Annotated in this window: 13 protein-coding genes; 7 read left to right on the forward strand and 6 right to left on the reverse strand. The window is 74.4% G+C overall.

From position 1 onward, the window contains the following. Nucleotides 1-126 precede the first annotated feature (126 nt). From hemC to hemL, 4 genes are read left to right on the forward strand one after another with little or no spacing between them, the layout of a single operon-like run. Nucleotides 127-1,296, forward strand: coding sequence for a hydroxymethylbilane synthase (hemC, locus tag ACIPWA_RS09280; protein WP_400289621.1), 1,170 nt, complete (start codon nt 127-129; stop codon nt 1,294-1,296). After that, a complete protein-coding gene (locus ACIPWA_RS09285) occupies nt 1,296-2,696 on the forward strand; it encodes a uroporphyrinogen-III synthase (protein ID WP_400289623.1) in 1,401 nt (466 codons plus the stop codon). Before hemC ends, ACIPWA_RS09285 begins: the two co-directional genes overlap by 1 nt. A gap of 32 nt (nt 2,697-2,728) precedes the next feature. Continuing rightward, nucleotides 2,729-3,691: a porphobilinogen synthase gene (gene hemB, locus ACIPWA_RS09290; protein WP_400289681.1), complete on the forward strand. Its 963-nt coding sequence runs from the start codon at nt 2,729-2,731 to the stop codon at nt 3,689-3,691. Nucleotides 3,692-3,696: 5 nt separating this feature from the next. Continuing rightward, nucleotides 3,697-5,067: a glutamate-1-semialdehyde 2,1-aminomutase gene (hemL, locus tag ACIPWA_RS09295; RefSeq protein WP_400289625.1), complete on the forward strand. Its 1,371-nt coding sequence runs from the start codon at nt 3,697-3,699 to the stop codon at nt 5,065-5,067. A gap of 276 nt (nt 5,068-5,343) precedes the next feature. On the opposite strand, the gene ACIPWA_RS09300 is transcribed toward hemL, so the two are convergent. After that, a complete protein-coding gene (locus ACIPWA_RS09300) occupies nt 5,344-5,931 on the reverse strand; it encodes an HdeD family acid-resistance protein (RefSeq protein ID WP_056644498.1) in 588 nt (195 codons plus the stop codon). A gap of 268 nt (nt 5,932-6,199) precedes the next feature. On the opposite strand from ACIPWA_RS09300, the gene ACIPWA_RS09305 reads away from it, so the two are divergent. The 3 genes from ACIPWA_RS09305 to ACIPWA_RS09315 all read left to right on the forward strand — a co-directional run bounded on the left by ACIPWA_RS09305 (nt 6,200) and on the right by ACIPWA_RS09315 (nt 10,190). Next, nucleotides 6,200-6,541: a metal-sensitive transcriptional regulator gene (locus ACIPWA_RS09305; protein WP_082608341.1), complete on the forward strand. Its 342-nt coding sequence runs from the start codon at nt 6,200-6,202 to the stop codon at nt 6,539-6,541. A gap of 26 nt (nt 6,542-6,567) precedes the next feature. After that, on the forward strand, nt 6,568-6,936 hold the full coding sequence (locus ACIPWA_RS09310; protein ID WP_068625024.1) for a heavy-metal-associated domain-containing protein: 369 nt from the start codon (nt 6,568-6,570) through the stop codon (nt 6,934-6,936). 377 nt (nt 6,937-7,313) lie between these two features. Then, nucleotides 7,314-10,190: a heavy metal translocating P-type ATPase gene (locus ACIPWA_RS09315; RefSeq protein ID WP_400289628.1), complete on the forward strand. Its 2,877-nt coding sequence runs from the start codon at nt 7,314-7,316 to the stop codon at nt 10,188-10,190. A 220-nt stretch (nt 10,191-10,410) separates the two neighbouring features. On the opposite strand, the gene ACIPWA_RS09320 is transcribed toward ACIPWA_RS09315, so the two are convergent. The 5 genes from ACIPWA_RS09320 to ACIPWA_RS09340 all read right to left on the reverse strand — a co-directional run bounded on the left by ACIPWA_RS09320 (nt 10,411) and on the right by ACIPWA_RS09340 (nt 14,314). After that, complete coding sequence (locus ACIPWA_RS09320) at nt 10,411-10,944, reverse strand: hypothetical protein (protein WP_400289629.1); 534 nt, start codon at nt 10,942-10,944, stop codon at nt 10,411-10,413. 272 nt (nt 10,945-11,216) lie between these two features. Further along, the gene (locus tag ACIPWA_RS09325; protein ID WP_400289631.1) at nt 11,217-12,020 is read right to left on the reverse strand and encodes an ABC transporter permease; all 804 of its coding nucleotides are present in this window, start codon (nt 12,018-12,020) and stop codon (nt 11,217-11,219) included. Continuing rightward, nucleotides 12,017-13,189 carry an ABC transporter ATP-binding protein gene (locus tag ACIPWA_RS09330; protein ID WP_400289633.1) on the reverse strand — a complete coding sequence of 391 codons (1,173 nt, stop codon included), beginning with the start codon at nt 13,187-13,189 and terminating at the stop codon, nt 12,017-12,019. Before ACIPWA_RS09330 ends, ACIPWA_RS09325 begins: the two co-directional genes overlap by 4 nt. Before the next feature lie 89 nt (nt 13,190-13,278). Beyond that, nucleotides 13,279-13,584: a transcriptional regulator gene (locus ACIPWA_RS09335; protein WP_056644484.1), complete on the reverse strand. Its 306-nt coding sequence runs from the start codon at nt 13,582-13,584 to the stop codon at nt 13,279-13,281. Next, complete coding sequence (locus ACIPWA_RS09340; RefSeq protein ID WP_400289635.1) at nt 13,577-14,314, reverse strand: hypothetical protein; 738 nt, start codon at nt 14,312-14,314, stop codon at nt 13,577-13,579. The genes ACIPWA_RS09335 and ACIPWA_RS09340 overlap by 8 nt, the downstream gene beginning before the upstream one ends. Nucleotides 14,315-14,576 lie beyond the last annotated feature (262 nt).

Raw genomic sequence — 14,576 nt, forward strand, 5'->3', positions numbered from 1 at the left:
CAATTCGTCTCTTTGTTCTGACCTCGCGTCAGGTCGATGTCACTCGCGCCTCCTTTCCGCAGAATGCCGCGCCGCACCGGTTCACGCGCATTTCGACAATGCCTCCGGGCAGAGGAGACTAGGAGCGTGAGCATTCGTGTCGGAACCCGTGGCAGCGCCCTCGCGACGACCCAGACGGGACTCGTCGCACGACGCATCGAGCACCTGACCGGGCATCCGGTCGAGATCGTGCGCATCCGCACCGAGGGCGACGTCCGCTCGGGCTCGCTCGCCTCGATGGGCGGCACCGGGGTGTTCGTGACCGCGCTGCGCGAGGCCCTGCTCGACGGCCGCTGCGACGTCGCGGTCCACTCGCTCAAGGACCTGCCGACCGGCGCTGCCGAGGGGCTGACCCTCGTGACGCCCGAGCGCGAGAACCCGCGCGACGTCCTGTGCGCCCGGAACGGCTGGACGCTCGCGACCCTGCCGCGCGGCGCCAAGGTCGGCACCGGGTCCCCGCGCCGCGCGGCCCAGCTCCTCGCGGTCCGCCCCGACCTCGACGTGCTCGACATCCGCGGCAACGTCGACACGCGCCTCGCGCGCGCTCTCGGCCCCGACGCGGACCTCGACGCGGTCGTCCTCGCCTACGCGGGGCTCTCGCGCCTGGGCCGGCTCGACGCGGTCTCCGAGGTCATCGACGTGCGCGTCATGGCCCCCGCGCCCGGGCAGGGGGCCCTGGGTGTCGAGGTCCGGACCGCGGACCTGTCTCCCCTCGCGTCGTTCGACCTCCTGCCCGACGGCGGCACGCGCCAGCCCCTCGACCTCGCCGAGGTCGTCGCGGGCCTCGACCACCTCCCGACCCGCCTCGCGGTCCTCGCCGAGCGCGCGCTGCTCGCCCGGCTCGAGGCCGGGTGCGCGGCACCCGTCGGGGCGCACGCCGTGGTCGAGGACGACCAGCTCCATCTCTCGGCCGTCGTCGCGCGGCTCGACGGCGGGCAGGTCCTCACGCACTCGGCCCGGGTCGCGCTGCCACCGGTCGCCGGTGGAGCCGGACGCTCGGCCGACACGACCGGTGGGGTGCCCCGCGCCGACGACGCGCTGGCCCGTGGCCTGGGCGTCGAGGTCGCCGACGCCCTCCTGGCCGGCGGGGCCGCCGAGCTCGCGCCCCTGCGCGCTACCGGTCCTGGCGGGGGCTCGCTCGCTCGGGCCGAGGCGCCCACGCTCTGGGCCCCGGGTACGGCGCCGACCGGCGGTATCGAGGACGACGAGCTCACGGTCGGCGGCACCGACGCCCCCGTGGGCCCGGAGCAGCGCTGATGCCAGGCCGGCTGCGCGACCCCCAGCGCGGGCGCGACCTGCCGCCCGTGCCGGCACGCCCGGCCACGCCTGCTGCGGACACCTCCTCCGAGACTCCCGCCCGCCCCGCCGCGGTGAGCGACGCCGTCGGGCCGGACGACGCTGCCCCTCCCACGGACACCGACGCTCCCGCGGCGAGTGGCGCCGTCGGGCAGGGGGACGTGCCCGTGGCGCACGACCCGGCCACCTCCGGACCGGCCCGCGCCGTCGGGGCGCTGACCGGTAACACCGTCCTGGTGCCGCGCTCGCCCGAGCGAGCCGAGCCCCTCGCCGCGCGGCTGCGCGCGCAGGGTGCGACCGTGCTCGTGAGCCCGGCGATCGAGCGCGCCCCCATCGAGGACACCGCAGCGATGGACGCCGCCGTCGCGGACCTCGCGCACGGCGCCTTCGCGTGGGTCGTGGTGACGAGCGTCAACGCGATCGACGAGCTGACCGCGAGCGCCGCGCGCCGCGGACTGGACCTCGCCGCGCTGGCCGGACCTGCGGGAACCGGTGGCGCTGCCGACTCCGCGGGTCCTGGCACGCGGTGGGCTGCGGTCGGGCCCGCGACGCGGCGCGCGCTCGAGGCCGTGGGCGTCCACGTGGACCTCGAGGCGACCGTGAACTCGGCGCGCGGTCTGCTCGCGGCGTTCGACGCGCTCACCGATCAGTTGTCAGAAGCACACCGGGCGGAACCCCGGGCCACTTCTGACGACTCGTCGGCGAGCACCTCGTCGCGGCGCGTGCTCGTGCCGCAGGGCGACCTCGCGAAGCCCACCATGGCCGAGGGCCTGCGCGAGCGCGGCTGGGACGTCCACGTCGTGACCGCGTACCGGACCGTGTCGCACGCGCTCTCCCCGGAGGTCGTCGAGGCGTGGCGGGCCGGGGCGGTCGACGTGGTCGTGCTGACGTCGGGCAGCGTGGCGCGCGAGGTCGCGGCCCAGCTCGGCGTGGACCCCCGCGTCGCGGGGGTCGCGATCGGGGAGCCGACGGCGGAGGCCGCGCACGCGGTCGGGCTGCGGATCGACGCCGTGGCCGAGAAGGCGACCGACGAGGCGCTGGCCGGTGCTGTGCTGCGCGTCGGCGCCGAGTTGTCAGAAGCACACCGGGGTATCCCCCGGGTCAGTTCTGACAACGAATCTCTCGGCGCGGGGCCAGGGCCAGCGGGAGCGGCGGGTCCGGTGGGCCCGGTGGGCCCGGGGCGCAGCAGGACCGTCCCGTCCCCCGCGCCAGCTCACACCGGCACCCCCACGTCCCCCGACCCGGCTCCCACCGGCACCACGTCCCCGGCACCCCTCGACCAGTTGTCAGAACTGACCCGGGCCATACCCCGGCCCAGCTCTGACAACCCATCCCCCACAGAAGGCAGGAACCTCCCGTGATCCGTCCCCGCCGCCTGCGCTCGACCCCGCAGATGCGCCGGCTCGTCGCCGAGACCCGGCTGCACGCCGCCGACCTCGTGCTCCCCCTGTTCATCAAGGAGGGCCTGACCGAGCCCAAGCCGCTCGGGTCCATGCCGGGCATCGTGCAGCACACCGAGGCGAGCCTCGCCCAGGCCGTCGCACGGGCCACCGCGGCCGGGGTCGGCGGCGTCATGCTGTTCGGCATCCCCGAGCACCGCGACGCGACCGGCTCGCAGGCCGACGCCCCCGACGGGATCCTCAACCGGGCCGTCCGCATCGCGCGCGACGCCGCCCGGAACGCCGCTGCCGGCACGGGCCGACCGGGACCGGTCGTCATGGCCGACCTGTGCCTCGACGAGTTCACCGACCACGGGCACTGCGGGGTCCTGACGACCGGCCCGGACGGCGACCTGGTCGTGGACAACGACGCGACCCTCGTCCGCTACGCCTCGATGGCCCGCGCGCTCGCCGAGGCGGGCGCGGAGGTCGTGGCGCCGTCGGGCATGATGGACGGCCAGGTCGCCGTGATCCGCGAGGCCCTCGACGACGCCGGGCACGCGGGCGTGAGCATCCTGGCGTACAGCGCCAAGTACGCGAGCGCGTTCTACGGTCCGTTCCGCGAGGCCGTCGACTCGACGCTCCAGGGCGACCGCCGCACCTACCAGATGGACTCCGCGAACTTCCGCGAGGGCCTGCGCGAGGCCGACCTCGACCTGGCCGAGGGCGCCGACATGGTCATGGTCAAGCCCGCAGGCTCGTACCTCGACGTGCTCGCGGCCGTGGCCGAGCGCAGCGACGTCCCCGTCGCCGCCTACCAGGTCTCGGGCGAGTACGCGATGATCGAGGCCGCGGCCGCGAACGGCTGGATCGACCGGCGCGGCGCCGTCCTGGAGTCCGTGCTCGGCATCAAGCGCGCGGGCGCCGACATCATCCTGACCTACTGGGCCCTCGAGATCGCAGAATGGATTCGGTGACACCGATGACGATCCACCCCGCCGGCTCCCCGGCGCACGCGACCACCCTCCACGACAACCACGAGGCGTTCGTGCGCGCCCAGGGCGCGATCCCCGGCGGCGTGAACTCGCCCGTGCGGGCCTTCGGCTCGGTCGGCGGCGACCCGCGGTTCATCGCGAGCGCGCGTGGCGCGTACGTCACCGACGTCACGGGCCGCGAGTACGTGGACCTCGTGTGCTCGTGGGGTCCCGCGCTCCTGGGCCACGCGCACCCAGCAGTCGTCGCGGCCGTGCAGGACGCTGCGGCACGCGGACTGTCGTTCGGCGCCCCGACGCTGGGCGAGGTCGACCTCGCGGAGGAGGTCCGTCGTCGGGTCCCCGCCGCCGAGCGCGTCCGCCTGGTCTCGACGGGCACCGAGGCGACCATGACCGCGGTGCGCCTCGCGCGCGGCTTCACGGGCCGCAACCTGATCATCAAGTTCGCGGGCTGCTACCACGGGCACGTCGACTCGCTGCTCGCCGAGGCGGGATCGGGCGTCGCGACGCTCGCGCTGCCCGGCTCGGCCGGCGTGACCGAGGCCAGTGCGGCCGAGACCCTCGTGCTGCCCTACAACGACCTCGACGCCGTCGAGCGCGCGTTCACCGAGCGGGGCTCGGAGATCGCCGCGGTCATCACCGAGGCAGCCCCGGCGAACATGGGGATCGTCCCGCCGGCCCCCGGCTACAACGAGGGCCTGCGCCGCATCACGTCCGCGCACGGCGCGCTGCTGATCCTCGACGAGGTCCTCACGGGCTTCCGCGTGGGTCCGAGCGGCTGGTGGGGCCTGGAGTCAGGCCTGGCCGCGGGCGCCCTCCCCGAGTACACGCCCGACCTCTTCACGTTCGGCAAGGTCATCGGCGGCGGCATGCCCGTCGCGGCACTGGGCGGACCGGCCTCGATCATGGACCAGCTCGCGCCGCTCGGCCCGGTCTACCAGGCGGGCACGCTCTCGGGGAACCCGGTCGCGGTCGCGGCGGGCCTCGCGACGCTGCGCCTGGCCGACGCCGCCGTGTACGCGCGCGTCGACCACGTCGCGCAGGTCGTGGGGGACGCCGCGAGCGCGGCCCTCGCCGCCGAGGGTGTCGCGCACCGCCTGCAGCGCTCGGGCAACCTGTTCTCGATCATGTTCGGCGACTTCGCCGCCGCGGCCGGGGTCCGCAACTACGCCCAGGCGCAGGCCCAGGACGCGTTCCGCTACAAGGCGTTCTTCCACGCGATGCTCGACGCCGGGGTCAACCTGCCGCCGTCGGTCTTCGAGGCGTGGTTCGTGTCGTCGGCGCACGACGACGCCGCGGTCGAGCGCATCCTCGCAGCGCTCCCGGACGGAGCGAAGGCCGCAGCGCGAGCCACGGCCTGAGCCCTGCACGCCCGGCCCGGGCGCGGGGTGAGGGTGCCTGGTGGGTGAGCGGCGGGGGGGGGGGGGCGGCCCCCCCCCCCCCCCCCGCCCCGCCCCCCCCCCCCCCCCCCCCCCCCGGGGGGGGGGGGGGGGGGGGGGGGGGGGGGCCGGGGGGGGGGCGGGCGCCCCCGCCCCCGGCCCCCCCCCCCGCCGCTCACCTCACGCCCTGCCGCGCCGTGGTGCACGGCGCGGCAGGCGGTCCCGCCGGTCGAGGGGGGCTCGACCGACGGGAGCCGGTCAGTAGGTGACCTGACCGGCCTTCTTGCCGAGGCTGCGGATCTGGAAGCCGAACGCGATGAGCGAGATGCCCCACACGAGGGCCACGATCGCGAGGATCCAGACGATCGACACGACGCCCGCGCCGACGTTGAAGAGCACGAGCAGACCGAACACGAGCGACAGCAGGCCCGCGAAGACTCCCCAGCCCCAGCCGCTGCCGGGGACCTTGCGCAGCTCGATGCTCGCGATCGCCTGGAAGATCCCGAGGACCACGGCCCACAGACCCACGATCCACACGAGGACCTCGGCGGTCTTGCCGGGCCACACGAGCAGCACGATGCCGACCGCGACGCTCACGAGGCCGACCGTGACGAGCGCTGCGGTGCCGCCGGTCCCCCGGCGACGGATGCCCTCGACGATCTCGAACAGGCCGTCGACGAGCGTGAAGATCGCGACGATCCAGATGAAGACGACGGCCGTGATCTCCGGCCACGCGAGCGCGACGATGCCGAAGAGGATCGCGATCACGCCGCGGATCACGGGCCAGTACCAGACTTGCTTGGCGGCGGAGGAGAAGGCTGTGAGGATCGGGTCCTGCGTTGTCATGGTGGGCTCCTGACGTCGGGTCGAGTCCCGCCAGGAACGCTGGAGCACCGTCCGTGCGGGCTGTTCGGTTCTCATCGAACACCCGAAACGGCACTATGTCGTGGCGAACGTCGCATTCGTCGCAGAGGGCGGGCTGCGCGTGCGCGGCCGGGGGCACGGGCTGCCTGCGCGGGACCTTCGGCCCCTTGACAAGGGGATACCCCTCCCGGGTACCTTGGAGGGTGGTACCCAGTAGGGGTATCTGCGAGAGCGAACACGGAGGCCCAGCATGAGCGACACGACCACCCAGCACCCGGTCGAGCCGGGTCTTGCCCCTGCCCACACCGGCCCGCACGGATATGCCTCCGACAAGGAGGCCTACCTCAAGCGCATGCGCCGCATCGAGGGCCAGGTCCGCGGGATCGCCCGCATGATCGACGAGGACGTCTACTGCATCGACATCCTCACCCAGGTCTCCGCGGTGACCAAGGCTCTCCAGGCGGTGTCCATCGGACTCGTCGAGGACCACCTCGGCCACTGCGTCGTCGACGCCGCCCGGTCCTCCGAGGCCGAGGGCGCCGCCAAGGTCCGCGAGGCGTCCGAGGCCATCGCCCGACTCGTCCGCAGCTGACACCCACCCCCTCTCAAGGAGCACCCATGAGCACCGTCACCACCCTCGGCGTCACCGGCATGACCTGCGGCAACTGCGTCTCGCACGTGACCAAGGACGTCGGCGCGGTCGCCGGCGTCGAGAACATCAGCGTGGACCTGAACGTCGGCGGGGCCTCCGAGGTCACCGTGTTCTCGGACGACCCGCTCGACGAGGCCGCGCTGCGCGAGGCCGTGGACGAGGCCGGCTACGAGGTCACGAGCTACGAGGTCCAGCTCGACGCCCAGGCTGCGCAGTCGGCCGAGCAGGCGGCGGACCGCAAGGCGCACAACTGTGGCTGCGGCTGCGGCACGGACTCCGCGGCGGACGCGGCCCCGGCCGTGAAGACGTACGACCTCCAGGTCCCCCAGGCCTGACGCTCCCGTCGCCACGGATCAGTTGTCAGAACCACGCCGGTCCATGCACCGGCCACGTTCTGACAACTGATCCGCGCAGGGTGCTTCAGCGCCCGTGAGGCCCCAGCCCCACGCACGTCCTGACCGCTCGACCCGCCCGACGACGGAGCACCGGCCGGGCGCCCGGCCCACGCTCCGCCGTCGGGCACCGCTCCACCCGCATGCCGCGTGCCGACGCCTCGGCCACGCCGCCCGCTGGACCGACGGTCGCACACCGTGACCCGCGACAGCGCGTGGAGCGCCCCCACCGTCCCCCGCCCGCGAACAGCGGGCCCGCGACGGAGAACCCCACCCGGCGAGACCCGCCGGACGCACCACCGGACCTCCCAGGAGCAACCATGACCACCCCCACCGGCCTGACCGCCGGCCCCACGTTCGTCGAGGTCGACCTCGCGATCGAGGGCATGACGTGCGCGTCGTGCGTCGCGCGCGTCGAGAAGCGGCTCAACCGCGTCGACGGCGCCCAGGCCACCGTGAACCTGCCGCTCGAGAGCGCGCACGTCGTGCTGCCCGACGACGTGACCGACGCCGAGCTCGTCGCAGCGGTCGAGAAGGCGGGCTACCAGGCGCGGGTCACGGGCCGGCGCGTCGCCGCGTCAGCGGTTACGGGCCGGCGCGTCGCCGCGTCAGCGGTTGCCGCGGCGGCGGCTGCTGCGGCGCCCGTCGCTGAGCCTGTCGCGCCCACCGGCGGCGTGGTGTCGGGCGCTCCTGCGGCCGGGGCCGGGGTTGGTGTCGGCGCTGCTGCTCCGGCTGCTCCCGCAGCCGGGACCTCGACGCCCGCCGCGGCCGAGCCCGCACCGGCGAGCCCCTCGGTTCGCCCGATGCCCGACGCGGCCCCGGCCGCGACCGACACCTCGGCCCCCACGCGCGACCGTGGCGCCGACCTCGGCCGCCGCCTCAAGGTCGCCGCGGTCCTCACGCTGCCCGTCGTGCTGCTCTCGATGATCCCGGCGCTCCAGTTCCCGGGGTGGCAGTGGGTCGTCACGGCGCTGGCCCTGCCGGTCGTGACGTGGGGCGCGTGGCCCTTCCACACCGCGGCCTTCCGCGCGGCCCGCCACGGCGCGTCGACCATGGACACGCTCGTGTCGATCGGCGTGATCGCCGCGACCCTGTGGTCGCTGTGGGCGCTCCTGCTCGGCGGTGCCGGCGAGATCGGCATGCGCATGTCGGTCTCGCTGCTGCCCTCGCGCGAGCATGCAGCGATGCCCGAGCTCTACTTCGAGGTCGCCGCCGTCGTCACGACGTTCCTCCTCGCGGGCCGCTGGTCCGAGCACCGCTCGCGCCGCAAGGCCGGCGACGCGCTGCGCTCTCTCCTCGCGATGGGCGCCAAGGACGCCGAGCGCGTCACGACCGGCCCCGACGGCCAGCGTGTGACCGAGCGCGTGCCCGTCTCGACCCTGCGCGAGGGCGACCTGTTCACGGTCCGCCCGGGCGAGAAGGTCGCGACCGACGGCGTCGTGGTCGAGGGCAGCTCCGCCGTCGACACCTCGCTCCTCACGGGCGAGCCCGTGCCCGTCGACGTGACGCCGGGCGACGACGTCACGGGCGCGACCGTCAACACCTCGGGCCACCTGCTCGTCCGCGCGACGCGCGTGGGCGAGGAGACGACGCTCGCCCAGATCGGGCGCCTCGTGAGCCAGGCGCAGACGGGCAAGGCTCCCGTGCAGCGCCTCGCGGACCGCATCTCGGCCGTGTTCGTGCCGATCGTGCTGGTCCTGGCCGTGCTCACGCTCGGCGGGTGGCTGCTCGCGGGGGCGAGCACGCAGTTCGCTTTCACGGCGGCCGTGGCCGTGCTGATCATCGCGTGCCCGTGCGCGCTGGGGCTCGCGACGCCGACCGCCCTGCTCGTCGGGACGGGCCGGGGCGCGCAGCTCGGCATCCTCATCAAGGGACCCGAGGTCCTCGAGTCCACGCGCCGCGTCGACACGATCGTGCTCGACAAGACCGGCACCGTGACGCAGGGCCGCATGGCGCTCGAGCGCGTGGTCACGCGCGAGGGCTCGCTCGACCTGGGGTCGGAGGCGGCGCGGGCTGCTGCCGGCTCACCGAGCGAGGGGCCCGACGGCGCCGCTCACCACGCCCTGCGCCTCGCCGGCGCGGTCGAAGAGTTGAGCGAGCACCCGATCGCGCAGGCCGTCGCGGCTGCCGCGGCGCGGGTCGCGGGGGTCGGACCGGGTTCGGCTGCTCCTGAGGCGCCGGCCGGTGGCGGTACCGTCGCAGAGCAGGTCGGGACAGCGGCTCTCGCGGCCTCCCCCGATCAGGTGTCAGAAGCACACCGGGCCATCCCCCGGCCTAGTTCTGACAACTCGTCCGTGGCGGGGGTCGAGACCGGGGGTCTCGAGACCGGGGCCGACGGCGTCGTGATCGGCTCCGCGCAGGTCTTCGACTTCGTGAGCTCTCCCGGTGGCGGGGTCAGCGGCCTGGTCCGCACCGCGCACTCGGGTCTGTCCCCCACGGGAGCGCTCAACGCGCAGCGGGTCCTGGTCGGACGCCCGTCCTGGCTCGCCGAGCAGGGCATCACGTTCGACGCCTCGGAGCCCCCGAGCCCCGAGGACGACGCTCGCCCCGGCACCGCAGGGACCGACCTGCGCCGCGCGTTCGACGAGGCCGAGTCCACGGGCGCGACCGCCGTCGTCGTCGCCTGGAACGGCACCGCCCAGGGCGTCCTGGTCCTGCGCGACCCGGTCAAGGAGACCTCGGCCCAGGCCGTGGCCGAGCTCCGCGAGCTGGGCCTGCGCCCCCTCCTCCTCACGGGCGACAACGCGGGCGCGGCGCGGGTCGCCGCCCGGCAGGTCGGCATCGCGGAGGAGGACGTGATCGCGCAGGTCCTGCCGCAGGACAAGGTCGACGTCGTCGCACGCCTGCGCGCCGAAGGTCGGGTCGTCGCGATGGTCGGGGACGGCGTGAACGACGCCGCGGCACTAGCCGGCGCCGACCTGGGGCTGGCCATGGGCACGGGCACCGACGTCGCGATCGAGGCGAGCGACATCACGCTGGTCCGCGGCGACCTGCGCTCGGCCGCGACGGCGATCCGGCTCTCGCGCCAGACGTTGCGCATCATCAAGCAGAACCTCTTCTGGGCCTTCGCCTACAACGTGGCGGCGATCCCGCTCGCGGCGGCGGGCCTGCTCAACCCGATGATCGCGGGGGCGGCGATGGCCATGAGCTCGGTGCTCGTCGTCGGGAACTCGCTGCGGCTGCGCTCGGCGGGCTGAGCACGAGGTTCCGCGCAGTCGAGAACGGGGTTGGGGGGGGGTTTGGCCCGCGAACTCCGGCCCCCCCCGTGTGTGGCGCGGGGGTGGGGGGGACGGGGGGGGGGGGGGTGGACCCGGGGGTCCGGCGCTGGCCCCCGGGGGGGGGGGGTGTTCCCCCCCCCCAACCCCCCCCCAACCCCGTTCTCGGCACCTGGAGAGGGCTCGACGGTGCCGGTCAGGACTACGACGCCCAGCCGGCCACGATCGTCGCGACCGCCCCCACCATGAAGACTGCCGTGCAGGAGCCCCCGACGATCCGGGCGACGCGCATCGCCGGAGGCGTCGGGCCCTCCCCCGGGTCCAGGAGCCCCAGGCGCGCAGGACCGGCGAAGGAGGGGCGGACGGGGACGTGGAACTGGCGGACGTCGTCGTCGGTCAGTGTCGGTGGAGGCTCGTGCGCGAGCGCTGCCGCGGTCCGCCGATCGCGCAGCCGGCCGACCTGCAGCGCGTAGAAGGCCAGGACGCCGTACTGGCTCAGGTAGAACAGCCCCAGCGCCAGCACCGTCACGCCGAGGCAGACCGTCACGGCCGACTGCGAGGACCAGAGCACGGCACCCCCGACGACCGTGATCGCCGCCCCGAGCAGCAGCCACAGCGGCACCGTCCCCCAGCTGCGCGAGTGATCGGTCGTGTAGCGCGAAGCCGACCTCGTCGGCCTGCTCGAGTCAGCGAGCTGGTCGGCCAGGCTCGGCTTCTCGTCCTCCCACCACGCCACGGGTTCCACCTCTCGTCGTGGCGGTCCGGCGACCACCGCCTGGGAACAGTAGCGGCCACGGCAGCGCGGCTCAACGGGGAGGACTGCCCATCGGTCGGCACGGACCGCGTGCCCGGCCGAGCACGAGGTTCCGCGCTGTCGAGAACGAGGTTGCGGTCGCTGTCCGGTGGATAGCGACCGCAACCTCGTTCTCGGCACCACGTCAGCACCTCGTCGGCACCCCGTCAGCACCACGTCGGCACCACGTCAGCACCACGTCAGCCCCCAGAGGGCTACCTGAACCGGCGCCCCTCGTCCCGCCGGTACGCCCACACCGCCAGGACCGCGAACACCACGGTCCACCCCGCCAGCACGACCCACGCGAGCGCGTACGCCGGCTCGCCCGTGAGCGCCTGGACCAGCAGGTCTCGACCAGCACGCGTCGGGGTGGTCATCGAGATCGTGTCGAGCCACGGCGGGAACAGGAACGGCGGCAGGAACAGGCCGCCCGCGAACGCGAGCGGGAACAGGATGACCTGCACCACGGGCAGCGCGGCCTTGGCCGAGAGCGAGTACCCGATCGCGATGCCCAGCAGCACGAACGGCACCGACACGAGCAGCACGGTGCCCACGCCCGCGAGCAGCTGCGACCACGTCACGGTGGCCGCGGTCAGCAACCACCCGATGAGGATGAGCGGCACGAGCCCGAACAGCGAGAAGATCCCGCCGTTGAGGATGCGCGCGATCATGCGCGGCGCGGGACCCGCGGGCAGCGAGCGCAGGAACGGGTCGAACGGCAGCGCCCGGTCCTCCGCGACGCCCAGCCCGTACGTGAACAGGCTCGCGGAGCAGATCGCGAACAGCCCGAGCGACGCGACGGCCGTGGTCGCCGCGACGGGGTTGTCCGCGACCTCCTTCTGCGGCACGACGAAGAAGAACATCGCGAGCGCCGGGAACAGCAGGTTCCCGAGGACCGCGATGGGCACGCGCACGGTCTCGAGGAACTGGTACTTGAGGTGGATCCAGGTGAGGGTCGCGGCGCTGGGCGGACGCCCGCTCACGCCGGGGGTCGTGGTGACTGCGTCGAGGGTGCTCATCGCGCGCTCTCCTCCTCGGAGGTCCGGTCCAGGGTGCCCGACGGCGCCACGCCCGTCGGGGTTCCCGCGTCACCGCGGGAGGGGGTCGCGTCGGGCCCGCCGAACTCGGCGCTCGTCGGGCGGGCGGCGCGGGCCGGCCGGCCGGTCCCGGGTGCGCGACCCGGAGGAGCACCACCCGCAGGGCCGCTCGCGACCATCTGCTCGAACGCCTCCTCGAGGCTCGCGCCCCGGATCTCGAGCCCGTGGAACGGCAGGCCCGAGGTCACGAGCGTGCGGACGAGCTCGTCGGCGTCGGCCGTGTACAGCTCGTAGCGCCAGCCGTCGGCGGGGGTTCCGGCGCCCCCGGTTCCCGCGCCCGCGGCTCCCGCGCCCCCGGCCCCGCTCTCCACCGCGACGGCCCCACCGGATCCGCCGGCTCCCCCGGCGCCCCCCGCACCGCCCTCAGCGGTCCGCTCCGAACGCACCACGCCCGGCAGGTCGGTCCCCAGGTCCGCGGTGCTGCGCACGACGACGCGTCGCAGCCCGACGCGGCGCAGGATCGCGTCGAGTGTGTCGTCGGCCTTGACCACGCCCTGGTCGATCACGACGACGCGCTGCGCGAGCGCCTGCACCTCCTCGAGGTAGTGGCTCGTGAGCAGCACGGTCCCGCCGCCCTCGTGGTACTCGCGGATCGCGGCCCACAACGCCTGGCGCGCCCCGACGTCGAGCCCCGTGGTGGGCTCGTCGAGCAGCACGACCCGGGGCCGCCCGACGAGCGAGAGCGCGACCGCGAGCCGCCGCTTCTGCCCGCCGGACATGGCCCCGGTCTGGCGCCCGGCGAGCTCGGACAGCCCGAACTGCTCGAGCAGCTGCCCCGTGGGCACGGGGTTCGCGTAGTGCCTGCCGACGAAGTCGACGACCTCGCGCACCTTGAGCGTCGCGGGCAGCCCGGTCTCCTGCGGCGTCAGGCCGAGCCCTTGCCGGGACGAGGCGTCGCGCGGGTTGCCGCCGAACAGGCGCACGACGCCCGAGTCGGGCTTGCGCTGCCCGCTCACGAGCGAGAGCAGCGTCGACTTCCCGGCGCCGTTGGGGCCCAGGAGGCCCACGAGCTCGCCGGCCCCGACCTCGAGGGTCACGTCGTCGAGAGCGACGACGTCGCCGAAGCGGCGGGTCACGTGCTGCGCAGACACGAGGGACCCGCCAGGTGCCGAACCTCCTCGCACGGCGGGACGAGCGGTGGCCGGCGGGGCCTCCTGTCTGGCGGCTGAGTGCTGGGTGCTCACGATCCGGCTCCTCTCAGGAGCGTGCTCAGGGACTCGGTGTAGACCTCGAAGGCGCGGCGCCCCCGAGGGGTCAGGCTGATGTAGGTGGCCGGCGTGCGGCCCTCGTGGGTCTTGGTGACCGTCACGTACTCGGCGTCCTCGAGCTTGCGCAGGTGCGTCGACAGGTTGCCCGCGGTCATGTCGAGGAGCTTCTGGAGCTTGGGGAACGCGATCTGGTCGCCCGCGCCGAGGGCCGCGAGCGTCGCGACGACGCGCAGGCGCGACTGGGCATGGATGACCGGGTCGAGCTCGACGTCAGGCACGGGCGCCTCCCGCGATCCGGCGCCGGGTCCGCAGACGCAGCACCTGCTCGACGAGCGCCATGAGCAGGAACCCGCCGCCGCCCGCGGCGGCCATGACGAGGTACAGGCCTGGTTGCCCCACGATCGTCGCGGCCCCGGCGACGAGCAGGATCCACACGCCCAGGACGTACAGGCGCGTCTCCTGCCACATGGCCCCGCCGGCGAGGTACATGATCCCGACCACCAGGCACGACAGGGAGTTGCTCGCGAGCGCCATGACCTCGGGATTCGCTCCCGCCCGGGCGAGGCCGCCCAGGACCATGCTCATGGCGGCGAACGAGATGAACCAGGCCCAGCCGTAGAGCGCGCCCGAGCGGGCGCTCGCCCCGCGCACCCCGCTCACGCGGGTCATGATGTGCACGATCGTGATCGCCACGGCGCTCACGATGAGGAAGCTGAAGGCGAGGAAGGCCCAGGGCTCGGGCTGCCCGACGGCGCCGCCCGCCCCGGTCGGTCCGGTCACCGCCCCCGCGGCGTCGGCCGTGCGCTGCGAGCTCACGTAGAGCGTCGTGTAGCCCAGGAGCCAGGCCAGCCCCCAGACCCCGTAGAGGACTCGACCGTCGGGCTCGACGTCCTTGGCCTTCTCCTGCTGGGCCGCGATGAGGCGCAGGCTCTCGGCAGGGTCGAGCGGCAGGTCGTCGTCGGGCTCCTGGACGGGTCCGGCGGTCTGGTCGGGATTCTGGTCGGGCACAGGGGGCTCCTTCGTCACCACGACGGTCGTGGTTTGCGCTACAAACTACTTTGTAGCCTGCCAGGAGGAGCGGTCGAGCGCAAGGGGTCTCGGGCACGGGAAACGCGAGCCGCCTGCGCCGAGAAGTGAGTAGATGCCCCTGATCCGCGTGGATCAGGGGCATCTACACACATATCGGGGGGGCCCGGGACGGCCCGGGGGGGGGTGAGGTCGGCGCCGCGCCCGAGGTCCCCGGCCCCGGGGCCCCCACGGCCCCCGAGGC

The organism is Oerskovia enterophila, from assembly GCF_044748475.1.
Classification (GTDB): domain Bacteria; phylum Actinomycetota; class Actinomycetes; order Actinomycetales; family Cellulomonadaceae; genus Oerskovia; species Oerskovia enterophila.